This is a genomic window from Caballeronia sp. AZ1_KS37 (genome assembly GCF_023631165.1).
Lineage (GTDB): Bacteria > Pseudomonadota > Gammaproteobacteria > Burkholderiales > Burkholderiaceae > Caballeronia > Caballeronia zhejiangensis.
The window spans coordinates 19,806-41,987 of the sequence record NZ_JALQDP010000010.1; the positions used below are offsets into that span (position 1 = coordinate 19,806).

Sequence of the window (22,182 nt, forward strand, 5' to 3'; positions counted from 1 at the left end):
CCGGTCAGACACCGAGCTTCGTCACCATGAAATCGACGAAACTCGCGAGCTTGGGCGTCGCGCGCGTATCGCGCGGATAGACGAGATGAACGGGCGAAGGCTTCGGCAGAAAGTCCTGGAGCACCGCGACGAGCGCGCCGCTCTTCAGTTCGTCTTCTACGAGCGCATGCGGTTGAAGCACGAGGCCGAAGCCGGCGAGCGCGGCCTTCCTGAGCGCCTGCCCGTTATTCGTGCGAAAGCGCGCGGACTGCGTGCGGCGCGCATGCATCGCCTCGTCCTCGCCTTCGAGCCGCCAGCTCGCCTCGCGGCCGAGATGCAAGAAGCCGAGGCACTCGTGGCTCGCGAGATCGGCGGGGGTCGCGGGCGTGCCCGCGCGCGCAAGATAGGAAGGCGACGCGCATACCGTCATCGCATACGGCTTGAGCGGCCGCGCGACGAAGCTCGAATCGGCGAGCGTGCCGATACGCACGGCGGCGTCGAATCCTTCCTCGACGATATCGACCATGCGGTTGGTCAGATCGAGCTCGACGCTGATCTGCGCGAACGCCGCGAGAAACTCGGTCACGGCGGGCGTGACGAACTGCACGCCGTAAGTCAGCGGCACGGTGACGCGCAATACGCCGCGCGGCGTCGCGCTCATCGATTCGGCGAGGGTGTCGGCAGAATCGACTTCCGCGAGAATGCGGCGGCAGCGTTCGTAATATTCACGGCCGATCTCGGTCAGGCTCTGACGGCGCGTCGTGCGGACAATGAGACGCGCATCGAGCCGCGCCTCCAGCGCCTGCAAGTGCTTGCCCGCCATCGGCGCCGAGATCGAAAAGCGCTCGGCCGCGGCGCTCAGACTGCCCGCCTCGACGATCGCGACAAAGACCCGCATGCTCAACAAGGTATCCACTGCGTTTTTTCCAGAGACGTTTCGAATGTAAGCAGTTGTGGCAATGCGGGCGAATCCGCATGCAATCGTGATACTAATATCCGCCGATGGCGTGATCTTCGCTGCTTTGCATGCAGCTTACGAAGCACGCCGCTTCCTATATCGATCGAAGGTACTTTTGAATGAAAAGAACACTCGTTGCATTGGCCGCTTTCTGCGCACTGAGCCCGGTTTTCGCGCAAAGTTCGGCGCCCACGGCCGCATCGGCGCCCGCCGCGCAGGACGCTGCGTCCGCACCGGCCGCCAGCAAGCGCGAGGCGCGCGTCGAGGAGCGTATCGCGGAACTGCATTCGAGCCTCAAGATCACGCCGCAGCAGGAAGCGCAGTGGTCGAAGTTCGCCGATGTAATGCGCGACAACGGCCGCACCATGGCCGATCTGTACCGCCAGCGCATCGCGCAGCGCGACACGATGTCCGCGCTCGACGACATGAAGCAATACGAGCAGATCACGCAAGCCAACGCGGACGGCACGAAGCGGCTCGTCGAAGCTTTCGAGCCGCTTTACGCGAGCCTTTCGCCCGAGCAGAAGAAACTCGCCGATACGAGCTTCCGCTCGGAGCACGGCAAGGCGCGCCGCGGCGGCGCGCACCATCGTTCGCGCGCGGCGGGCGCGGATGCGGCATCGACGACGAAGCCCTGAACGAGCGCCGGGTCGGAAAGCCCGCATCGCATGATGCGGGCTTTTTTGCGTCCGCCGAGTGCAAAATGACGCGAATGCCGTTACGATCCGCTCCCTCACCATCTTCGCCGATCGCACCATGCTCCATCTTTCGCAACTCGATCTCGCCACCGATCCCGCCGCACGCCGCGTCGTGAAGGACGAAGCCGTCACCGTCGAATTCGCGGCTGCCGCGGGCGAACTCATGAGCCTCGAAGGGCCGAACCGCTATGCAAGCGGCGATGCGATCGTCACCGCTTCCAGCGGCGAGCGCTGGGTCGTGTCGCGCGAACGCTTCGATCCGAAGTACGTGCCGGAAGGCGGCATCGCGCACGGCGAGGCGGGCATCTATCGCAACCGTCCGAACGTCGTGCTCGCGAAGCAGATGCACGAACCCTTCTCGATCGCGCGATCCGCGGCAGGCGACATCCTCACCGGCGCTGCCGGCGACTGGGTCATGCAATACGCGCCGGGCGATTTCGGCGTCGTGAAGGCAGCGCGCTTCGCGAAGGTCTATCGCGAAGCCTGAGCGCGCTCACGCGAAGTCCTCGCCCATCTCGATGTCCACTTCGCGCGGCACGGTCTGGCCGTCCGCGTACATCTCTTCGAGCGATCCGAGCGTCGCTTCCACATAGGCACGCAGCACCGCGTAACTGCGCGCGTGCATGCGTGGCGGCAATGCGCGATAACGCGCGAGCGCGGCCGGATCGAAACGCACGTCGATCGTGATGCGCCGCGCACTCGAACCGAAGCGCATCGCCACGTAATGAATCACGAGCGATGTGCGGCCTTCATCGTCCTTGCGTTCGGCGAACTGCGTCTGCTCGGGAAAGAGATCGCAGATCACATGCGCGAGCATGTCGATATCCGCGCTCGGGCAGTCGTATTGATAGTCGTCCATTCGATGTCGATATTTGATTCAGGCAGGCGCGGATGCGCTCAACCGCCGCGCGCCGCGGCTCGCCGGTAGTAGCGCACGAGCGCCACCGCGACGATCGCGCCGAGCACGAGATACACCGCATCGGCGGCGATGAGCGGCACGAGCCGCGCCTGAAAAAGCGCGGCTGGCAAGCCGACGAGCGCATGCGCGGCAACGAGGACTGCGAGCGCGTGGCGCGAACGCTCGCGCAGCATTTGCCACATCAGCGCGGAAAAGCCGAGTTGCAGCACGAACGCACTCGCACGCTCAACGAGGAAGATGCCCGCCGACACCGGCGACAGACTCATCAGCACGAGATGAATGCGCGCGATCGCTTCGAGCGGCGCGGTCGCGAAATGCGCGTCGAGCGTGCCGCGATTCGCGAGCACCGCATAGACGATCCATTGCACCTGCACGAGCACGCCGACGATCCACGCCTCCGCCCCGCCGTGCCCGATGCCGTAGCCGAGCGCCGGACCGTGCCGGTCGAGCGCGTCAGGCTCGCGCGAGATGAGCCATTTCATCGCGAGAAAGCGTCCGACTTCCTCGCACAGCCCCGCCGCGAGCGCGCCATAAACGACGAACACGGCCGGACTGACGAGCCACGCCGACGTGACGGGATTGCTCAGCATGAAGCCGTGCAGCGCGCGTTCGATGACCATCGCGAAGAGCGCGAACACGGCGATGCCGAGAATCGCGTAGCGCGGCACGATCGCGAAGCGCGGCCGCAGCTTCCTGTACAGCACGATGGGCATGGCCGCGATGATGAGCGTCGCGAGCGCGAGGCTCAGCAACGTCGTAACACTGATCATTCAGATTCCTTGCGAAGCTTGTTGCTCGTCGTTGTGATTCGCGCGTGTCGTCGATGCGCGCACGACGAGTTCGCCCGGCAGCAGACATTCGCGCGCGGGCATCGCGGCGCCGCCGAGACGCTCATGCAGAAATTCGACCGCGCGCCGGCCGATATCGTACGTCGGCTGGCGGACCGCCGTCATGCCGGCGAGCTGCGCCCATTCGGAATCGTCGATTGACATCAGCGCGACGCTCGCCCGCCAGTCCGCGCCGTGGCGTTCCTTCAGATGCACCGCGACGCGCAGCGCGACCGGCCCGTTCGCCGCGAAGAGCGCGACGCGCTTGCCCGCGGCTTTCGCCGCCGTGACGCGCGTGTCGAGTTCCGCGAGCGCGGGCGCCGCATCGGCGAGATCGATCACGAGCGTCGAGCCGCTTGCATGGAGCGCCGCGACGGTTTCGCGAAACGCGGCTTCGCGCAGACGCCGCGAGCTGACATGCGTGACCGGCTGCACGACGAACAGCAGCTCGTCGAAACCTTCGTCGACGAGATGACGCGTCGCGATCTGCACGGCGGCGGGATTGTCGAGCCCGACCATGTCGGTGATGAAACCTTCGACCGAGCGATCGACGAGCACGACCGGAATGCCGCCGCGCGCAAAGCCTTGCAGCAGTTCTTCCTTCACGCCGAGCGCGTTGACGATGACGCCTTCGACGCGATACGTCGTCAGCAATTGCAGATAGCGCCGCTCCATGTCGATCTCGTTGGCTGCGTGACAGATGAGCGGCATATAGCCGAGCGCGTGGCACGCTGCTTCGACGCCTTGCAGCACTTCGACGGAATACGGGTTCGTGAGGTCGGCGAGCAGCATGCCGATCAGACGATTGCGGCCGCGCTTCAGGCCGCGCGCCATCTGATTCGGCCGATAGTCGAGCTTGGCGATGGCCGCCTCGATGCGCTCGCGCAGATCGGGCGACAGCACGCCGAGCTCGCCGTTCAGATAGCGCGAGATGCTGGTCTTGCCGGTGCCTGCTTCGCGGGCGACATCGGTGATGGTCGCGCGGCGCGCGCCGAATGCAGGCGGGCGGTTCGTCAATGTGGGGTCGTCGGACATAGTGGTCGTGGGCGCGCGCTTCGCCGTGAAGCGAGTCGCGATGCCGTCATTATCGTTCTCCTCGCATCGCGCATGTTAGCGCATGACCGGGCGACCCACGGTTTCAGCGCGCGAGCACGTCGGGATTGACGATGTTCTGCGTGAGCGTGCCGTTCAGTGCGCCGATGAGATTTTCCGCGGCGTTTCGCGCCATCGCGTGACGCGTTTCGTGCGTGGCCGAGCCGATATGCGGCAGTGCGACGACGTTTTTCATCGCGAGCAGCGGCGAGTCGGCGGGAAGCGGTTCCTGCTCGAACACGTCGAGGCCTGCACCGCGGATCGTGCCGTTTTTTAGCGCATCGACGAGCGCGTTTTCATCGACGGTCGGTCCGCGCGAGGCGTTGATCAGAATCGCGCTCCGTTTCATTTTCTGCAATTCGTTCGCCCCGATGAGACCGCGCGTTTCCGGCGTGAGCGGCACTTGCAGGCAGACGAAATCGGATTGCGCGAGCAGTTCGTCGAGCTCGACACGCTTTGCGCCGTATTCCTTTTCGGCCTGCTCGTTCGCGCTGCGATTCGTGTAGAGCACGTTCATGCGAAAGCCGAGCGCCGCGCGCCGTGCGACGGCCCCGCCGATGCGTCCCAGGCCGACGATGCCCAGTGTCTTGCCTTGCACGTCGACGCCGAAACACGCTTCACCGATGCTTGCCTTCCAGTTGCCTTGCTTGACCCATTCGGCGAGTTCGACGACGCGGCGCGCGCTTGCGAGGATCAGCGCGAAGACCGTGTCGGCGGTGGATTCGGTGAGCACGTCCGGCGTGTGCGTAAGCACGATGCCGCGGCGGGTGAGGTCTTGCACGTCGAACTGGTCGAAGCCTACGGAGATCGTCGACAGTGCTTTCAGGCGGTGGGCGCCTTCGATCATGTCGGGGGAGATCTTTATGCTCGCACCGATGGCGCCGTCGGCGGTTGTTAGCGCTTCCACGAATGCGGCGTGGTTTTTCGGATCGATGTTCACCACTTCCGCGTGGGCGCGGAGATAGGCTTCTACGTCGCTTGGCAACGCCTTGTAGGCTACGATTTTTTTGGTCATGGTTTGCTTTGTCTGGGTTGGTTGGCTCGGGCTTCTGTGGAATCCCGTTTTCGTGTCGGTTTATTGGCACTGCCCCTGTGCGGGGCGGCAGTCACTTTCTTTGCCGTCGACCAGAGTTAGCGCTTTAGCGCTTACTTTGGTCCTGTGCAAAGAAAGCAACCAAAGAAAGCAGCTTCCGATACGCCCGCGGTCACACGCAATTTGGGTAGTCCTCTCGTCCATCGTGGGCTGCCTAACGAGTGCCCTCAGACACCTAATCGGGCTTGGCTCGCGCACGGTCTGTCACATCGCACCACACACCAAACTGGTTCAGCACCATATAGCTCCAGCCCGCTTCGCGGCCGACCCGTCAAGCGGGGATGCATGTGCTCCGCTACTAACGTCTCCATCTCACCGCAAGTGCCGCACGTTGGTTTCCCTTGCATACCCGGCGGCAGCGCGTAGCGCTGTGCCGAAGCTCTTTCGTGCTGAACCAGCGCGCTCAACGTATTCGGGCGGCGGACCGTGCGCGATCCAAGTCCCGTTATTGTGATGAGGGCACTCTTTAGGCGAGTGCCATCGAGGACGAGAGGACCACCCAAATTGCGTGTGACCGCGGGCCTGAAAAGCCGCTTTCTTTGGTTACTTTCTTTGCAGCAGCAAAGAAAGTGACTGCCGCCCCGCACAGGGGCAGTGCCAATAGACCGACACGACAACGGGATCCGGCGAAAACCGAAAGCAAAAGCGAAAAGCAAAAGCAAAAACCTCAAGGCCTCACAACAACCCCAGCCCGAACCGCCGCCTGCGGCTTAACCGCCAGCGTAAGCCAAACAGCCATCAACAACGCGGCGCTCATGAAAACATAAGAGGCAGAGGGCGATCCAGTAGCCCCATTCAGATACCCCACAAAGTACGACCCGACGAACGACCCCAACGCCCCCATGCTATTGATGAGCGCCATCGCCCCCCCGGCGACATTCTTCGGCAGCAACTCCGGCACGATCGCAAAGAACGGCCCATAGGGCGCATACATCGCAGCCCCTGCGATCACGAGCAACGCATAAGAAGCCCAGAAGTTCGTCGACCCGAGAAGGTAGGAACCGGCAAACGCCACCGCGCCGATCAGCAGAAACGGCCACACAAAAGCCTTGCGTGCCTGAAGCTTGTCTGAGGCCCACGAAGCCAGCAGCATCGCGATGGTCGCCGCAAGATACGGCACCGCCGACAGCCAGCCCGTCTCGACCATCCCGAGCGTCGATCCGCTCTTGAGAATCGAAGGCAGCCACAGCACGAACCCATACACGCCGATGCTCCAGCAGAAATACTGCGCACACAGCTTGATCACCGCCGGCGACTTGAACGCCTCGCGATAGTTCTTGACCGGCTTGATCGCGGCCTGCTCGGCGCGCAAGGTCGCATCGAGATCGTTCTTTTCCTGATCCGTGAGCCAGCTCACCTGTGCGGGCTTGTCCTTCACGATGAACCACCAGATCACCGCCCACACCACCGCCGGCAAACCTTCCGCGATGAACATGTGGCGCCAGCCGAACGAGTTCACGAGATAACCGGATACGACCGACATCCACAGCACCGTCACCGGATTGCCGAGAATCAGAAACGTATTCGCACGCGAGCGCTCCGACTTCGTGAACCAGTTCGCGATGAAGACGAGCATCGCCGGCATCACCGCAGCCTCGACGACGCCGAGCACGAAGCGGATCGCCATCAATGAAGGGATATTGCTCACCATGCCCGTGAGCGTCGCGCAGCCGCCCCACAGCACGAGACTCCAGAACACGAGCTTCTTCACGCTGCGCCGTTCGGCATAGATCGCGCCCGGAATCTGGAAGAAGAAATAGCCGAGAAAAAACAGCGCGCCGATCAGCGAGGACAGTCCCTTGCTGATGCCCAAATCCTGATTGATGCCCGCCGCCGCCGCGAAACCGTAGTTGGCGCGGTCGAGATACGCGAGGCTGTACGTGATGAAAACGATCGGCATGATCGCCCACCAGCGGCGCACGGCCAGCGTGGGATTGGAAGAACTTTGCATGGTTGTCTCCGAACGCAATTCGGTTGAGTCTCGGTTGGTGGCTTTCAAGCCAGATCGAACGCGGCTTTGGCCGTCTTGTCGTTGGAATCCTGTGCTTCGAGCAGATCGAGCGCGGCGCGCGTCGGCAGTCCTTCGCTGTCGCCGATCACCTGAATCGCCAGCGCGCCGATGCGATTGCCGCGCGCGATCGCGTGACGCACATCGCGTCCCTCGAGCAGCGCGCTCACGACGCCGACCGCGAAGCCATCGCCCGCGCCGACCGTATCGACGACCTTCTCGACCGGCACGCCCGGCACGATGCCCTGCTCGCCGTCCGCCGTGCGGAAATACGCGCCGTGCGCGCCCAGCTTCACGACGACGCCCTTCGCTCCCCGATCGAGATAAAACGCGGCGATGTCCTCGGGCTTCGCATAGCCCGTCAGCGTCAATCCTTCGGACACCCCCGGCAGCACCCAGTCGGCGAGCGCGGCGAGCGCATTGAGCGATTCGGCCATCGCCTCGCGCGACGGCCACAGCGTCGGACGCAGATTCGGATCGAACGAGATCGTCTTGCCCGCTGCCCGCATTTCGCGGGCCATGTGGAACGCAAGCTCACGCGAGGTCGCCGAGATCGCGGGCGCCACGCCCGTCAGATGCAGATGACGCGCGCCGAGCACGTAATCGGCGGCGTAGTCGTCGAGCGACAAATGGCTCGCGGCCGAACCCTTGCGGAAATACTCGACGGCCGGATCGCTGCCGTCGTCGCACTTGCCTTTGAGCTGAAAGCCCGTCGGATAACGCTCGTCGATCGTCACCCGGCGCGCGTCGATGCCTTCGGATGCGAGTACGTCGAGCACATAGCGCCCGAACGAATCGTTGCCGACGCGGCTCATCCAGCCCACCTTGAAGCCAAGGCGCGACAAACCGATCGCGACGTTCAGATCCGCGCCCGCGACGCGCTTCGTGAATTGACCGGCCTTCGCGAGATCGCCGGTAACGGCGGCGACGAACATCGTCATCGCTTCGCCGTAAGTGACGACGTCGAGGACTTCAGGCTTGGCTTGCATGTCGGGTTCCTTTGCAGATGAATGCTGAATGCAAAATGCGTAATTCAAAGTGGCATTCAAAATGCCGCGATTTGTGCGACCTGGCGCGCCGCGTCGGCGTCGAGCGAACCGTCCGCGCCCGGAATGAACGGATATTCGATGCCGCGCGGCACATCGCCCGGCAACTGCGCGAGCAGCGTCGCGAAACGCGCGTCGCCGTTCGCGGGCGCGGCGGCAAAACGGCGCGCGCCCTCGCCCATGACCGCCTTGCAGTGCACATACGCGACGTGCGGCGCGAGGCGCTGCGCCGCGTCGAGCGGATCCTGCTCCGCCCAGTGCCAGTTTCCGGTGTCGAAAGTCATCGCGAGGCCGCTTCGCGCGGGCAGCGCGGCGAAGAGCGCATCGAACGCGCCGATCGTGCCGCCTGCCTTCAGCTGTCCGTTTTCGACGACGACGCGCGCTTTCGACGCGGCGATCGCCGACATCAGGCGATCGAGCGTGGCCGGATCGGTCGCGACACCACGCTCCGCGCCGCCCAGTTGCAGCTTGACGATGCGCGCGTCCATCGCCGCTGCCTCGTCGATGGCGAGCCGCAGCGAATCGAGATCGAGCGCGCCGTCGTCGCGGAACAGCGTCGCGGGCGTCGAATGGACGGCCCACAATCCGTGCGCGCGAATCCGTACGCCGAGCTGCGCGAGAGCATCGGGCTGCGAATCGGCGTCATCGGCGAACAGCTCGCGGCGCACTTCGAAGCCATCCGCACCCGCGCGCGCCGCGACCGCCGCCCACGCGGCGTGGCCATCGCGACGGATCGCATCGGCGCCGAACGCGCTCGCTACGATCACGACTTCTGCGCGCTTTTCATCGATGCGGGATTTTTGATTCACTCGCTGCTCACTGTGAGTTTTGGCCCCGAAATTCCTTGGGTGGAACCGGTTCCAGAAACGATTTTGAAAAAGGACGCCGCAGCGCCCCTGTTGAGAACGAATGGTGCGTCAGACCGCCATCGACGCGCCATAGTGGAATTCCCTAGCCGATGAGACCCGGTTCCTCGCATAACTCCAGGAAACGCGCCGCGACGCGTGACGGCGTTGCCGCGTGCGGCAGCAAAATGGAAAAACGCCGCGTGAGCGGTCGCGGCGCGATACGCACGCGACGCAACGCGCTGTCCTCGTGGCGGATCGACATCGCCGATACGAAGCCGATGCCCATGCCCGCGCGCACCGCCTCCTTCACGCCCTCGACGCCCGCGATTTCCAGCGCGACGCGCATGGGCGCATCGCAATCGGCGAACGCGCGCTCGATGATCTGCCGCACGCCCGAGCCGGGCTCGCGCAGCACGAGCGGATGCTCGCTCAACTGATCGAGCGTGGCGGCATCGCGCCCGTCGGCAAGCGGATGACCATTCGGCAGGATCGCGACGATTTCGTCCTCGCGCCACGGTGTGACGGTGGTGCCGAGCGGCAGATCGTGTCCCGGCGCGCCTTCGACGAGCGCGATATCGAGCGAGCCGAGCGCAGCGACGATGTCGGCGGTATTGCCGTCGATGGTCGTCACGACGACTTCCGGAAAGCGCTTGTGAAACGCAGCGATCAGATACGGCAGCAAATAACTCGCGGGCGTCGTGCTCGCGCCGATGCGCAGCGTGCCGCGCTCCAGCCCGCGCAATGCGTCGCGCAGCGCGTGCGCCGCGCGAAATGTCTCGCGCAGGCGTTCCGCATGGCCGAGCAACTGCTCGCCGGCTGCGGTCAGGCGCACGCCGCGGCCATCACGCTGATAAAGCGGCTCGCCGAATTCCTCCTGCAGCAGGCGCAACTGCCCCGACACGGCGGGCTGCGACAAATGCAAGGCCACCGCCGCCCGGCTGATGTTGCCGTGCTCTGCGACCGTTGCGAATGTTATCAGTTGTTCCGGGGTCATCTGTGCAAAATATAAGTTGGTCCGATACTTGCCATTCTAAATCACGATTTTTCATATTCATATATCGAGAATAGGATTAGCCCATCGAGTCATCATCGTCAAACGGGTTCATCCATGTCCACGGTTCAGTCCGCCCAAACGCTCGCGCCGGCCGCATCATCCAGACGCGGGCAACTCAACGGCATTCTCTTCGTCGCCTTGTTCGCCGCCGCCGTCACGCGCCTCGCTTCGCTGCCCGCTATCGCCGGGCTCGGCATCAGCCCGCTGATCGTCGGCATCGTCGCGGGCGCGATCTACGGCAATGCGCTGCGTCACGGCATGCCGGAAAGCTGGGCGGCCGGCGTCAACTTCTCCGCGCGCAAGCTGCTGCGCATCGCGGTCGCGTTCTTCGGGCTGCGCATCAGCCTTCAGGAAATCGCGCAAGTCGGCGTGTCGGGTTTCACGGTGTCGGTGCTGGTCGTGGTCAGCACGCTCGTCATCGGTACGTGGGCCGGCATGAAGCTGATGAAGCTCGATCGCGATACCGCACTCCTCACGGCAGCCGGCAGCGCGATTTGCGGCGCGGCCGCGGTGCTCGCGTTCGAATCGACGTTGCAATCGAAGCCGCACAAGAGCGCGATGGCGGTGGGCAGCGTCGTGCTGTTCGGCACGCTCTCGATGTTCCTCTACCCGCTCGCGTTCAACGCCGGCTGGCTGCATCTCGATACGCTCGGCGCGGGCCTCTTTTTCGGCGGCACGATTCACGAAGTGGCGCAGGTCGTCGGTGCGGCGAGCAACGTCAGCCCGGAAGCGACGCATATCGCGACCATCGTCAAGATGACGCGCGTGATGCTGCTCGTGCCCGTGCTGCTCGTCATCGGTTTCTGGATCAGCCGCTCGCGCAACACGGCGGACGGCGCGGCGCAAGGCAACGGCAAGATCGCGGTGCCCTGGTTCGCGCTCGGCTTTCTCGCGCTCGTCGTCGTGAATTCGCTGCACGTTCTGCCCGATGCCGCCACGAGCACGATCAACACGCTCGACACCTTCGCGCTCACGATGGCCATGACCGCGCTCGGCATGGAGACGCGCATCGCGCAGATCCGTCAGGCCGGCCCGCGTGCGCTTGCAACCGGCGCGATCCTGTATGCGTGGCTGGTCGGCGGCGGCCTCGCGATCACGCTCGGCGTCGAACGCCTCTTCGGCTGATCGATCGCCGATGCAGTGAAGTACCGAATCGCGCGAACGTCCCCGTCGCGCGATAACGCTTCAGAAGGAGCACTCATGGAACACGGCGCTCGTACCCAGAACGAGAAGCTCGATGTCAGGACCACGACGTGCTACATGTGCGCGTGCCGTTGCGGCATCCGCGTGCATCTGCGCGACGGCGAAGTCAGATACATCGACGGCAATCCGAACCATCCGCTCAATCAAGGCGTGATCTGCGCGAAAGGCGCGTCGGGCATCATGAAGCAGTATTCGCCCGCACGCCTCACGCAGCCGCTGATGCGAAAACCCGGCGCACTGCGCGGCGAAGCGCAGTTCGAGCCGGTCTCGTGGGAGCTCGCGCTCGATACGCTCGAAAAGCGTCTCGCACACCTGCGCGCCACCGATCCGAAAAAATTCGCGCTCTTCACCGGACGCGACCAGATGCAGGCGCTGACCGGCCTCTTCGCGAAGAACTTCGGCACGCCCAACTACGCGGCCCACGGCGGCTTCTGCTCGGCGAACATGGCCGCGGGCATGATCTATACGATCGGCGGCTCGTTCTGGGAATTCGGCGGCCCGGATCTCGACCGCGCGAAGCTCTTCTTCATGATTGGCACGGCGGAGGATCATCACTCGAATCCGCTCAAGATCGCGATATCGAAATTCAAGCGCGCGGGCGGACGCTTCATCGCGATCAATCCGGTCCGAACGGGCTACGCGGCCATCGCCGACGAATGGGTGCCGATCCGCCCCGGCACAGACGGCGCGCTTTTCATGGCGCTGATCCACGAACTGATCGCCGCCGACGCCTACGATCACGAATTCGTCACGCGCTATACGAACGCGGCCGAACTGCTCGATATGAACGAAGCGAGCGACACGTTCGGCCTTTTCGTGAAGGACGAAAGCGCGGCCGAATCGAATCCGCTCTTTCCGCAGAATCATCTTTGGTGGGACACGAAGACGAATCGCGCGGTCGCGCATCATGCCGACGATGCCGCGCCCGCGCTCGATGGCCGCTACACGCTCGACGACGGCACGAGCGTCGCGCCCTCCTTCGCGTTGCTGCGCGAGCAGGTCGCGACGTGCACGCCGGAATGGGCCGCCGAGATCACCGGTATTCCCGCCGCGACGATCGAACGCCTCGCCGCCGAAATGATCCAGACGAGCCGCGATCACAAGATCACGCTGCCGATTCAATGGACCGATTGCTGGGGCAGGAAGCACGACACCGTGACGGGCAACCCGATCGCCTTTCACGCGATGCGCGGTCTCGCCGCGCACTCGAACGGCTTCCAGTCGATCCGCGCGCTCGCCGTGCTGATGTCGCTGCTCGGCACGATCGACCGTCCGGGCGGTTTCCGGCACAAGTCGCCGTTTCCGCGCGCGGTGCCGCCATCGGCGAAACCGCCGAATCACCCCGATCAGGTGAAGCCGAACACGCCGCTCGCGAGCGGGCCGCTCGGCTGGCCCGCCGCGCCGGAGGACCTCTTCATCCACGACGACGGCACGCCGGTTCGCATCGACAAGGCGTTCTCGTGGGAATATCCGCTCGCGGTGCACGGCGTGATGCACAGCGTCATCACGAACGCATGGCGCGGCGATCCGTACCCCATCGACACGCTGATGATCTTCATGGCCAACATGGCATGGAACTCGTCGATGAACACGATGGAAGTGCGCAACATGCTCGCCGACAAGCACGACAACGGCGAATACAAAATTCCGTTCATCGTCGTGTGCGATGCGTTCCAGTCGGAGATGACCGCATTCGCCGATCTCATCCTGCCCGACACGACCTACCTCGAACGACACGACGCAATGTCGATGCTGGACCGCCCGATCTCCGAGTTCGACGGTCCCGTCGATTCCGTGCGCGTGCCGGTCGTGCCGCGCACCGGCGATTGCCGTCCGTTCCAGGAAGTGCTCGTCGAGCTCGGCAGCCGCCTGAAGCTGCCCGCGTTCACGACGCCCGAAGGCACGCGCAAGTATCGCGACTATCCGGATTTCATCGTCAATCATCAGACGGCGCCGGGGTCGGGCGTGGGCTTTCTGATCGGCTGGCGCGGCAAGGACGGCAAGGAGGCGCTCGTCGGCGAGCCGAATCCGAATCAATGGGAAGAGTACGCAAAGCACGATTGCGTCTATCACTACACGCTGCCCCAAGAGCTGCAATACATGCGCGGCCAGAACGGGCCGTACCTGCAATTCGCCGTCGATAAAGGTTTTCGCAAGTTCAACGAGCCGATCCTGATCCAGCTCTATTCCGACGTGATGCAGAAGTTCCGCCTCGCCGCGCAGGGTCGCACGAAAGGCCGGCAGCCGCCGGAACACTTGCGCGCGCGCATCGAGAAATATTTCGATCCGCTGCCCTTTTGGTACGCGCCGCTGGAACTCGATACGACCGATCTCGCGCAGTATCCGCTCGCGGCCGTCACGCAGCGCCCGATGGCGATGTATCACTCGTGGGACTCGCAGAACGCGTGGCTGCGGCAGATTCACGGCGAGAACCTGTTGTACATGAATCCGCGCATGGCGAAGGCGAACGGCATCGAGGACGGCGGCTGGATTTACGTCGAATCGCAATGGGGCAAGGTGCGCTGCATGGCGCGCTATAGCGAAGCCGTCGAGCCCGGAACGGTGTGGACGTGGAACGCGATCGGCAAGGCATCGGGCGCGTGGAGCCTCGGTCCCGACGCGAACGAATCGCAGCGGGGCTTTCTGCTCAATCACCTCATCACGGATGAGCTTCCTGCGTCCGCGCGCGAAGGCCTGCGCTTTTCGAACTCCGATCCGATCACCGGACAAGCCGCGTGGTACGACGTGCGCGTGCGCGTCTATCCCGCCGAAAGCGATGCCGACCACACGCTGCCGCAATTCGCGCCGATGCGTCCATCGCCCGGCATGACGGGATCGGTTCAACGCGTCGTGCAGACGTACTTCGCCGGACGCGGCGAGTTCGCGGCGCGCTTGCGCAACGCCATCAAGCGCGACGTCAAAAACTGAAGGAGACCGGCATGACTCAAATGGCCCTCGTGATCGATCTGAACGTCTGCGTCGGCTGCCACGCCTGCGTGACGAGCTGCAAGGAATGGAACACGTCCGGCGAAGCTGGCAGTCTCGCGGATCAGCGCCCGTACGACGCCGATCCGTCCGGCACCTTCTTCAACCGCGTGCAGACGTATGAAGCCGGCGAATTTCCGCTCGCCGATACGATCCACTTTCCGAAGTCGTGCCTGCACTGCGAGGATCCGCCGTGCGTGCCCGTCTGTCCGACCGGCGCGAGCTACAAGCGCAAGGAAGACGGACTCGTGCTCGTGGACTTCGACAAGTGCATCGGCTGCAAGTACTGCGCGTGGGCGTGTCCGTACGGCGCGCGCGAGCTCGACGAAGCGCGCAAGGAGATGACGAAGTGCACGCTGTGCGCCGATCGCATCTACAACGAGGCGCTGCCCGAACGCGATCGCAAGCCGGCGTGCGTGCTCGCGTGTCCGACGTCGGCGCGGCTCTTCGGCGATATCCACGATCCGGAGTCGGTCGTGTCGAAGGCGATCGAGGAGCGCGGCGGCTATCAGTTGATGCCCGAATGGGACACGAAGCCCGCGAATCATTATTTGCCGCGTCGTCCCGTGAATGCGTGCAGCAGCGGCGGCGGCTCGTGCGGCTGTCAGTCTCAAGACGCCGAAGCGCCGGACGCACCCGGAGCGCACGGCGAACTCAATCTCGCGTCGATGGCCGTGCGCGTCTGACTTTCATCGGAGCTCGAACATGAAACCCGCGTTTTCCGTCGTGTTTCTCACGACATTGAGCGGCGCCGCGCAAGGCTTGCTGATTGCGCTCGTCGGTGTCGAAGCGTGCGCGAAGCTCGGTCTGATCGACGCGCCTTCGCAACTGTTCTTCATCCTCGGCGCGGCGTTGTCGGTCGTGCTCGGCGGGCTGGGCCTCGTCGCATCGTTTTTCCATCTCGGGCATCCCGAGCGGGCGTGGCGCGCCATCGCGATGTGGCGTACGTCGTGGCTGTCGCGCGAATGCCTGTGCCTGCCCGCGTTCCTCGGATGCGCCGCGTTGTACGGCTTCGCGCACTGGCTCGGCGCGCCGTGGTCGCTTGCCCTCGGCGTGATCGGCGTGATCGCGTCGGCGGCGCTTTTCGTCTGCACCGCGATGATCTACGCATGCCTGCGCTTCCTGCAGGAATGGGCGACGCCGCTCACGATGGTCAACTTCGTGCTGCTCGGCTGCGCATCGGGATTCACGCTGGCGACCGCGTGCGCCGCGTGGCTCGCGCCGTCGCTGGCAGCGGGTCTCGCCGCTTGTGCGTGCACGTTGACGCTCGCGGGCTGCGCGACGCGCGTCGCCGCGCTCAAGCGCAATGCGAAGCTGCGGCCAAAATCGACCGTGCAGAGCGCGACCGGCATCAAGGGGCCGAACGTCGTGCAGAAGTCGCGGGGCTTCACGGCGGGCGCGTTCAATCTGCGCGAGTTCTTTCACGGACGCTCGGCGCAGGCGATCGCGCGCATCAAGTGGACGTTTCTCGTCGGCGCGTTCGCCGTGCCCTTCGTGCTGATGCTGCTCGGGATCGGTGCGCAATCGGTCGCGCTCTTCTGCCTCGCGTGCGTCACGCAGTATCTCGGGCTCGTCGCCGAGCGATGGTTCTTCTTCGCCGAAGCGCGCCATCCGCAGAATATTTACTACGCGCGCGCCTCGTAGTGCGCGAGGCGCGCACCAAGGTCATGCCGCGAGCTTGAGCGCCTGCTCGAAATCGGCGATCAGATCGTCGATATCTTCGATGCCCGCCGAAAGCCGCAGCATGCCGTCGGAAATGCCCATCGACTTGCGCACTTCGGGGCCGGCTTCGAAGAAGATCGTCGGCGCAACGGGAATGATGAGCGTGCGCGTGTCGCCGAGGCCCGTCGCCTTGACCGGCAACTGCAGCGCGTTGACGACATCGATCATGCGGTCTGCGCGGCGCAACTCGAACGACAGCAGCCACGACGCACCCTTGAACAGCGCCTGAGCGATCTCGTATTGCGGATGACTCTTCAATCCCGGATAAAACACGCGCCCGATGGCCTCGTGCTTCTCCAGATACTGGGCGAGCGCGAGCGCGTTCTCGCTGCACTTCGCGACGCGCAGGGCGAGCGTTTCCGCGCCCATCGCGATGGAATGCGCCTGCTCAGACGACAGCGACGCGCCCATGTCGCGCAGCCCTTTCTTGCGGACTTGCAGCAAGCCCTGCTCTTTGGACGGCGACTTGCGGTAATCATCGGCGATGTTCGGATAGGCGCTCCAGTCGAAGAGGCCCGTGTCCGTCACCGCACCGCCGAGCGCCGCGCCATGACCCGCGATGGTCTTCGTCAGCGAATTGACGACGAGGCTCGCGCCGACCGCCTTGGGCCGGAACAGCGCCGGCGACGTGATCGTGTTGTCGACGACATACGCGAGGCCGCGCTCGCGGCACAACGCGCCGATGCCTTCGAGATCGGGAATCTGCGTGCCGGGGTTCGCGATGGTCTCGACGAACACCATGCGCGTATTCGGCTTGATCGCGTTCGCGACGTTCTCGGCGGAAGTTGCATCGACCATCGTCACTTCGATGCCGAGCGTGCGCAGCGTGCCGAACAGGCTGTTGGTGTTGCCGAAGACGTAGCGGCTCGATACGAGATGATCGCCCGCGCGCAGCAAGGTCAGGAAAATGGCGGTGATTCCCGCCATGCCGGTGCCGAAGCAGATCGAGCCGATGCCGTCTTCGAGGCTCGTGATCTTGCGTTCGAGCGCGGCGGTGGTCGGCGTGCCCTGACGCGCGTAGTTGAAACCGCCTTTCTTCGTGCCCTGGAAGACGCCGATCAGATCTTCCACGCGCTCGAATCCGTACTGAACCGATGTGTGGATCGGCTGGCGCACGCCGCCGTGCTCGCCGCCCGCGTTTCTGTCGCCGTGAACGATGCCTGTGGTGAAGCCTTGCTTGTTCATCTCTTCTCCGCTACTCGAAAACGCAAAACATCGATTTTGCACGATTCGCGACGAGTCATGGCATCGCCGCGCGACGGGAACGCGTGTTGCTCGTCCGCCTCTTCGTTCGCGCGTTTCCCGCCGAACGTCAAAAACGCGCACACTCACGCTTCGCCGCCGATGCGGCATGCCCCGACGAGGAGCCCTTTCTCATGGCTTACGAACTCTACTATTGGGACGGATTGCAGGGCCGAGGCGAATTCGTCCGGCTCGCGCTCGAAGATGCGGGCGCCGAATATATCGACGTCGCGCGCGAATCGAAGAACAGCGGCTACGGCATGGACGCGATGATGAAAGTCCTGAACAGCAAGACTGAGCCGCATATTCCGTTTGCGCCGCCGTTTCTCAGGGACGGCGAGCTGATCGTCCCCCACGTCGCGAACATTCTTCTTTATCTCGGGCCGAAGCTGAACCTCGCGCCGAAGGACGAGGGCCTGCGCTACGTCGCGCACGGCCTGCAACTGACGATCGCCGATTTCGTCGCCGAAGTGCACGACACGCATCATCCGCTCGCGACCGAACTCTATTACGAAGATCAAAAGGACGCGGCGAAAATCCGCACGCAGAATTTCCTGGACAAGCGCGTGCCGAAGTTCATGAAGTACTTCGAGCGCGTGCTTGCGCAGAACCCGCACGGCGATACGCAGATGATCGGCGATACGGCGACTTACGTGGATCTGTCCATCTTCCAGATCGTCGATGGCCTGCATTACGCCTTTCCGCGCGCGATGAAGGAGTTCGGCGCGCAGTATCCGCGCGTGGCCGCGATTCATGATGCGGTGCTGCAACGGCCGAACATCGCGGCTTACGTCGATTCGGAACGGCGCATCCCGTTCAACGAATCGGGCATTTTCAGGCACTATCCCGAACTCGATCAGGACGCTTGAAACCTCGACACTCACCAGGAGCCAGCATGGTAGAAACGATTCCTTCATTCGGTCTCGGCACGTTTCGCGTCGATGCCGCGAAGACCACGAACGCGGTGAAGAGCGCATTGCAGCTCGGTTATCGCCATATCGACACCGCGCAGTACTACAACAACGAAGCGGCTGTCGGTCAGGGCGTGCGCGAATCGGGCGTGGCGCGCGACGATATCTGGGTAACGACGAAAGTCTGGTGGGAACGGCTCTCGCACGACGCGCTCGTCGCGAGCCTGAAGGACAGTCACGCGAAGCTCGACATCGGCACGATCGATCTCGCGCTCGTGCACTGGCCGTCGCCCGACGGCGCGGTGCCGATCGCCGAAACGCTCGCGGCGATGCAGGAAGCGCAGAAGCTCGGGCTGATTCGCCACTACGGCGTGTCGAATTTCACCGCGCCGTTGCTCGAAGAAGCGCTGAAGGCGCCGGGCGGCGACGCGATCGTCACGAATCAGATTGAAGTGAGCCCGTTTCTCGCGAACCGCGCGCTCGTCGATGCGACGCAAAAGCTCGGCGTGAAAGTGACCGCGTACATGCCGCTCGGCGAAGGGCGCGCGCATACGGACGCGACGCTCAAGGCGATCGCCGGGAAGCATGGCGCGACGCCCGCGCAGGTGACGTTCGCGTGGCTGCTTTCGCGCGATATCGTGGTGCTGTCGGCATCGACGAATCCGGAGCATCAGAAAGCCAACTGGGACGCGCAGAAACTGAAGCTCGACGCCGACGACATCGCGAAAATCGATGCGCTCGACGAAGGCAAGCGCAATGCGAATCCGCCGTTCGCGCCGAAGTGGTGACGCGCGATTGCTCCGACGAAGCCCGGCCAGGCGTGTGCCGGGCTTTTTTTCGACTCTGACGAACGCGTTTCGACGTCCGCAGCGCCGCCCTGCAATGCTATCCTTGCGAGTCCCTTATTCCATTTGCTTCTAAGCATTCCACGATTTCGCAAAAGTGCTCTCCTTTCTGCTCAAGCTCCGTACACGGGCCCAACGGCTTTTCCGTCTGTCGGACTCGCATACGATGCTCGTCTGGGCGGTGGTCGTCGGCGTGGCCGGTGCTTTCGCCACCTCCGTCTTTCGCGAAGGCATTGAGATCCTTCAGCGGCTCCTCGGCAATCATTCGGAAGGTCTCGTCGCGCTCGCGCAAAGCCTGCCCTGGCCCGTGCGCGTGCTGTTGCCCGCCGTGGGCGGTCTCATCGCGGGCGTCTGCCTGCTGATCGCCCGCAAGCGCGCGAGCAAGAATGCGAGCACGGACTACATGGAAGCCGTCACCATCGGCGATGGCGTCGTGCCCGTCTGGCAAAGCGTATGGCGCAGTTTGTCGTCGCTCATCACGATTTCGAGCGGCGGCTCGATCGGTCGCGAAGGGTCGATGGTGCAACTCGCCGCCCTGGTGTCGTCGCTGATCGGGCGCTGGGTGCACTTCGATCCGCCGCGCCTGCGTCTGCTCGTCGCGTGCGGCGCGGCGGCCGGAATCACGTCGGCGTACAACGCGCCTATCGCCGGCGCGTTCTTCGTCACCGAACTCGTGCTCGGCTCGATGGCGATGGAAAGCTTCGGCCCGATCGTCGTCTCGTCGGTCGTCGCCAACATCACGATGCGCGAGTTCGCCGGCTACAGGCCGCCGTACGAGATGCCGGTGTTCCCGACCGTCACCGGCATCGAAGTGCTGCTCTTCGTCGTGCTCGGACTGCTCTGCGGCACGCTCGCGCCGCACTTCCTGCGGCTGCTCGCCGAATCGAAAAAACGCTTCTCGACCTTGCCCCTGCCCTTGCCCGTGCGCCTCGCGCTGGGCGGGCTGATCGTCGGCGTGATATCGATCTGGTGGCCCGAAGTCTGGGGCAACGGTTACGAAGTCGTGAACTCGCTGCTGCACGAACCGTGGACCTGGACCGCGCTGCTCACCGTGCTCGTCTTCAAGATCATCGCGACGGCGGCCACCGCCGGTTCGGGCGCGGTCGGCGGCATCTTCACGCCGACGCTCTTCGTCGGCGCGGTGCTCGGCTGTCTTTACGGCATCGGCGTGCATTCGATCTGGCCGGACTCCACGTCCGCGCCCTTCGCCTACGCGATGGTCGGCATGGGCGCGTTTCTCGCCGCGGCCACGCACGCGCCGCTCATGGCCATCCTGATGATCTTCGAGATGACGCTGTCGTATCAGGTCATGCTGCCGCTAATGGTTTCGTGCGTGATCGCGTACTTCATCGCGCGCACGTCCGAGCAGACGTCGATGTACGAAGTCACGCTGCGGCGCACGCGTGAAGAGAAAGAGCGCCTGCGTCTAGCCGCGACGCAGATGCGCGAGCTCGTCAAGCCCGCCGATACCGTCGTGCCGCTGTCCGCGAACATCAAGGACATGACGCGCGTGTTCCTCGAATATCCGGTGAAGTATCTGTACGTCGTCGATGACGCCGGGCGCTTTCAGGGCGTGGTGGCGCTGAAGAACATCACGTCGGATCTGCTCGACGACAAGACCTGCGCATCCAAAACCGCCGCGGATTATCTTCAGCCGGAATTCGACGTGCTCACGCCCGACATGTCGCTCGGCGAAGCACTGCAGCACTTCCTCGCGTTCCAGGGCGAACGCCTGCCGGTCATCGAAAAAAAGACGCAGCCGTTGCTGCTCGGCGTCGTGTACAAAACCTCACTTCTGGACGCATACTTCCGTCTGAACCCGACGTCGCGCTGAAACTGCGCAGCCGTGCAATTTCGCGGCGCGTCACGCTTCGCGTGCGCGCGTTTCGCGCGGGTCGGATCGACTTCACAATTCACTCGAAGTATGTCTGCGCGACGCCCACTCGTCGCGCCCGTGTGCGCGGCGCTGTCATGGTCCGAGCGCACGGCGGGTGGCGGAAATACCCATCGGCATAGGCTTTGCTTGGTCTTTTCTGCTGCCTACGTGAGGAGGGGTTGCCCGATGAAGACCTCAACGTTGTTGTCGATGGCTCTGGTTTCCGTCTCGTGCTATGCCGCGCCGCTGCACACCAGTTCGACCGACGAATCCACCGCCGCCATTGCCGCGACGCGCGCCGCGCTGCGCGTGAACGCCGCGCCCGTATCGCCGCCCGCGCCCGAAGTCGCGGCGCAGGATCTCGATCACGCGCGCTGGCGTCATGTGCCGCTGCCGAAATCGCGCACGCCGAGTCACGGCATGGCGAGCCAGACGATTCAGGTCCAGACCTGACGCGCCTCCTCATTCACTGACTCGACACCGGACCTCGGAATGACCGACACGCACGCAAAGCACGCCTTGAACGACGAGCCGATCGACAACGAGATCGCCCAGGTATTACGTCTCGTGAAGTACCCCGCCAACAAGGACGCGATCGTCGATGCGGCGCGCGAGGCGGGCGTATCCAACGACGTCATCACCGTGTTCGACGGCCTGCCCGAGCAGGACTACACGGACGCGAATTCGGTCGAACAACTGCTGGGCAGCAACGGCGGTCCCGGCATTTCGATCTGAACCTGGCGCGCGGCACGATCGCGATGCACGCGCTCGCCCGTCTTCGATCAGGTTGTACAAATCTTTATTCATCAAAGACTTAACGCGTCTACGCGAGGCTTTTCAACACTACTGTCCACAGAAATTGTGGATAAGTCGGGC

Annotated in this window: 21 protein-coding genes; 11 read left to right on the forward strand and 10 right to left on the reverse strand. The window is 64.0% G+C overall.

Annotated features, from left to right (window positions below; all coding sequences use genetic code 11):
* Positions 1-4: 4 nt before the first annotated feature.
* Entirely contained in the window at positions 5-895 is an 891-nt protein-coding gene (locus tag NCS00_RS07710) for a LysR family transcriptional regulator (protein WP_034473445.1), read from the reverse strand.
* Between the two features lie 161 nt (positions 896-1,056).
* Here NCS00_RS07710 and NCS00_RS07715 point away from each other — a divergent pair, with 161 nt between their 5' ends.
* Complete coding sequence (locus NCS00_RS07715) at positions 1,057-1,575, forward strand: Spy/CpxP family protein refolding chaperone (protein WP_034473444.1); 519 nt, start codon at positions 1,057-1,059, stop codon at positions 1,573-1,575.
* Positions 1,576-1,693: 118 nt separating this feature from the next.
* Positions 1,694-2,122: a PGDYG domain-containing protein gene (locus tag NCS00_RS07720; protein WP_250439797.1), complete on the forward strand. Its 429-nt coding sequence runs from the start codon at positions 1,694-1,696 to the stop codon at positions 2,120-2,122.
* A gap of 6 nt (positions 2,123-2,128) precedes the next feature.
* On the opposite strand, the gene NCS00_RS07725 is transcribed toward NCS00_RS07720, so the two are convergent.
* From NCS00_RS07725 to NCS00_RS07760, 8 genes are all read right to left on the reverse strand, one after another.
* A complete protein-coding gene (locus NCS00_RS07725; RefSeq protein WP_008349491.1) occupies positions 2,129-2,494 on the reverse strand; it encodes a DUF3022 domain-containing protein in 366 nt (121 codons plus the stop codon).
* A gap of 38 nt (positions 2,495-2,532) precedes the next feature.
* Entirely contained in the window at positions 2,533-3,324 is a 792-nt protein-coding gene (locus tag NCS00_RS07730) for a YhfC family intramembrane metalloprotease (RefSeq protein WP_250439798.1), read from the reverse strand.
* Positions 3,325-4,416, reverse strand: coding sequence for a LacI family DNA-binding transcriptional regulator (locus NCS00_RS07735; protein WP_250439799.1), 1,092 nt, complete (start codon positions 4,414-4,416; stop codon positions 3,325-3,327). It abuts the gene before it with no gap.
* A 103-nt stretch (positions 4,417-4,519) separates the two neighbouring features.
* On the reverse strand, positions 4,520-5,488 hold the full coding sequence (locus NCS00_RS07740) for a 2-hydroxyacid dehydrogenase (RefSeq protein ID WP_034473440.1): 969 nt from the start codon (positions 5,486-5,488) through the stop codon (positions 4,520-4,522).
* 745 nt (positions 5,489-6,233) lie between these two features.
* Positions 6,234-7,517, reverse strand: a complete 1,284-nt coding sequence (locus tag NCS00_RS07745) for an MFS transporter (RefSeq protein ID WP_008349482.1) — start codon at positions 7,515-7,517, stop codon at positions 6,234-6,236.
* A gap of 44 nt (positions 7,518-7,561) precedes the next feature.
* Complete coding sequence (locus NCS00_RS07750) at positions 7,562-8,563, reverse strand: sugar kinase (protein WP_008349480.1); 1,002 nt, start codon at positions 8,561-8,563, stop codon at positions 7,562-7,564.
* 56 nt (positions 8,564-8,619) lie between these two features.
* A complete protein-coding gene (locus NCS00_RS07755; protein WP_250439801.1) occupies positions 8,620-9,429 on the reverse strand; it encodes a sugar phosphate isomerase/epimerase family protein in 810 nt (269 codons plus the stop codon).
* A gap of 142 nt (positions 9,430-9,571) precedes the next feature.
* A complete protein-coding gene (locus NCS00_RS07760) occupies positions 9,572-10,462 on the reverse strand; it encodes a LysR family transcriptional regulator (RefSeq protein WP_008349476.1) in 891 nt (296 codons plus the stop codon).
* A 114-nt stretch (positions 10,463-10,576) separates the two neighbouring features.
* Here NCS00_RS07760 and NCS00_RS07765 point away from each other — a divergent pair, with 114 nt between their 5' ends.
* The 4 genes from NCS00_RS07765 (at position 10,577) to NCS00_RS07780 (ending at position 16,354) form a co-directional block, all read left to right on the forward strand.
* On the forward strand, positions 10,577-11,647 hold the full coding sequence (locus NCS00_RS07765; RefSeq protein ID WP_008349474.1) for a YeiH family protein: 1,071 nt from the start codon (positions 10,577-10,579) through the stop codon (positions 11,645-11,647).
* Positions 11,648-11,722: 75 nt separating this feature from the next.
* A complete protein-coding gene (locus tag NCS00_RS07770) occupies positions 11,723-14,653 on the forward strand; it encodes a molybdopterin oxidoreductase family protein (RefSeq protein ID WP_250439802.1) in 2,931 nt (976 codons plus the stop codon).
* An 11-nt stretch (positions 14,654-14,664) separates the two neighbouring features.
* Complete coding sequence (locus tag NCS00_RS07775) at positions 14,665-15,396, forward strand: 4Fe-4S dicluster domain-containing protein (protein WP_175982236.1); 732 nt, start codon at positions 14,665-14,667, stop codon at positions 15,394-15,396.
* 19 nt (positions 15,397-15,415) lie between these two features.
* Entirely contained in the window at positions 15,416-16,354 is a 939-nt protein-coding gene (locus NCS00_RS07780; RefSeq protein ID WP_250439804.1) for a dimethyl sulfoxide reductase anchor subunit family protein, read from the forward strand.
* Positions 16,355-16,375: 21 nt separating this feature from the next.
* Here the strand turns inward: NCS00_RS07780 and NCS00_RS07785 are convergent, their stop codons facing one another.
* Positions 16,376-17,617, reverse strand: coding sequence for a cystathionine gamma-synthase family protein (locus NCS00_RS07785; RefSeq protein ID WP_008349465.1), 1,242 nt, complete (start codon positions 17,615-17,617; stop codon positions 16,376-16,378).
* Positions 17,618-17,808: 191 nt separating this feature from the next.
* Between NCS00_RS07785 and NCS00_RS07790 the strand changes: the two genes are divergently transcribed.
* The 5 genes from NCS00_RS07790 (at position 17,809) to NCS00_RS07810 (ending at position 22,041) form a co-directional block, all read left to right on the forward strand.
* Positions 17,809-18,543: a glutathione S-transferase gene (locus tag NCS00_RS07790; protein ID WP_250439805.1), complete on the forward strand. Its 735-nt coding sequence runs from the start codon at positions 17,809-17,811 to the stop codon at positions 18,541-18,543.
* 26 nt (positions 18,544-18,569) lie between these two features.
* Positions 18,570-19,373, forward strand: coding sequence for an aldo/keto reductase (locus NCS00_RS07795; RefSeq protein WP_250439806.1), 804 nt, complete (start codon positions 18,570-18,572; stop codon positions 19,371-19,373).
* Positions 19,374-19,527: 154 nt separating this feature from the next.
* Positions 19,528-21,264: a ClcB-like voltage-gated chloride channel protein gene (locus NCS00_RS07800; RefSeq protein ID WP_008349459.1), complete on the forward strand. Its 1,737-nt coding sequence runs from the start codon at positions 19,528-19,530 to the stop codon at positions 21,262-21,264.
* 228 nt (positions 21,265-21,492) lie between these two features.
* The gene (locus NCS00_RS07805; protein ID WP_008349457.1) at positions 21,493-21,759 is read left to right on the forward strand and encodes a hypothetical protein; all 267 of its coding nucleotides are present in this window, start codon (positions 21,493-21,495) and stop codon (positions 21,757-21,759) included.
* 39 nt (positions 21,760-21,798) lie between these two features.
* Positions 21,799-22,041 (forward strand): DUF2795 domain-containing protein, encoded by a 243-nt coding sequence (locus NCS00_RS07810; RefSeq protein WP_034473428.1) that lies wholly within the window; start codon positions 21,799-21,801, stop codon positions 22,039-22,041.
* The last annotated feature ends 141 nt before the right edge of the window (positions 22,042-22,182 follow it).

What these genes read in the sequence shown, in the direction of transcription:
- NCS00_RS07715 (WP_034473444.1), top strand. Translation starts at nt 1,057, where the DNA reads ATGAAAAGAACACTCGTTGCATTGGCCGCTTTCTGCGCACTGAGCCCG.
- NCS00_RS07720 (WP_250439797.1), top strand. Translation starts at nt 1,694, where the DNA reads ATGCTCCATCTTTCGCAACTCGATCTCGCCACCGATCCCGCCGCACGC.
- NCS00_RS07725 (WP_008349491.1), bottom strand. Translation starts at nt 2,494, where the DNA reads ATGGACGACTATCAATACGACTGCCCGAGCGCGGATATCGACATGCTC.
- NCS00_RS07730 (WP_250439798.1), bottom strand. Translation starts at nt 3,324, where the DNA reads ATGATCAGTGTTACGACGTTGCTGAGCCTCGCGCTCGCGACGCTCATC.
- NCS00_RS07735 (WP_250439799.1), bottom strand. Translation starts at nt 4,416, where the DNA reads ATGTCCGACGACCCCACATTGACGAACCGCCCGCCTGCATTCGGCGCG.
- NCS00_RS07740 (WP_034473440.1), bottom strand. Translation starts at nt 5,488, where the DNA reads ATGACCAAAAAAATCGTAGCCTACAAGGCGTTGCCAAGCGACGTAGAA.
- NCS00_RS07745 (WP_008349482.1), bottom strand. Translation starts at nt 7,517, where the DNA reads ATGCAAAGTTCTTCCAATCCCACGCTGGCCGTGCGCCGCTGGTGGGCG.
- NCS00_RS07750 (WP_008349480.1), bottom strand. Translation starts at nt 8,563, where the DNA reads ATGCAAGCCAAGCCTGAAGTCCTCGACGTCGTCACTTACGGCGAAGCG.
- NCS00_RS07760 (WP_008349476.1), bottom strand. Translation starts at nt 10,462, where the DNA reads ATGACCCCGGAACAACTGATAACATTCGCAACGGTCGCAGAGCACGGC.
- NCS00_RS07765 (WP_008349474.1), top strand. Translation starts at nt 10,577, where the DNA reads ATGTCCACGGTTCAGTCCGCCCAAACGCTCGCGCCGGCCGCATCATCC.
- NCS00_RS07770 (WP_250439802.1), top strand. Translation starts at nt 11,723, where the DNA reads ATGGAACACGGCGCTCGTACCCAGAACGAGAAGCTCGATGTCAGGACC.
- NCS00_RS07775 (WP_175982236.1), top strand. Translation starts at nt 14,665, where the DNA reads ATGACTCAAATGGCCCTCGTGATCGATCTGAACGTCTGCGTCGGCTGC.
- NCS00_RS07780 (WP_250439804.1), top strand. Translation starts at nt 15,416, where the DNA reads ATGAAACCCGCGTTTTCCGTCGTGTTTCTCACGACATTGAGCGGCGCC.
- NCS00_RS07785 (WP_008349465.1), bottom strand. Translation starts at nt 17,617, where the DNA reads ATGAACAAGCAAGGCTTCACCACAGGCATCGTTCACGGCGACAGAAAC.
- NCS00_RS07790 (WP_250439805.1), top strand. Translation starts at nt 17,809, where the DNA reads ATGGCTTACGAACTCTACTATTGGGACGGATTGCAGGGCCGAGGCGAA.
- NCS00_RS07795 (WP_250439806.1), top strand. Translation starts at nt 18,570, where the DNA reads ATGGTAGAAACGATTCCTTCATTCGGTCTCGGCACGTTTCGCGTCGAT.
- NCS00_RS07805 (WP_008349457.1), top strand. Translation starts at nt 21,493, where the DNA reads ATGAAGACCTCAACGTTGTTGTCGATGGCTCTGGTTTCCGTCTCGTGC.
- NCS00_RS07810 (WP_034473428.1), top strand. Translation starts at nt 21,799, where the DNA reads ATGACCGACACGCACGCAAAGCACGCCTTGAACGACGAGCCGATCGAC.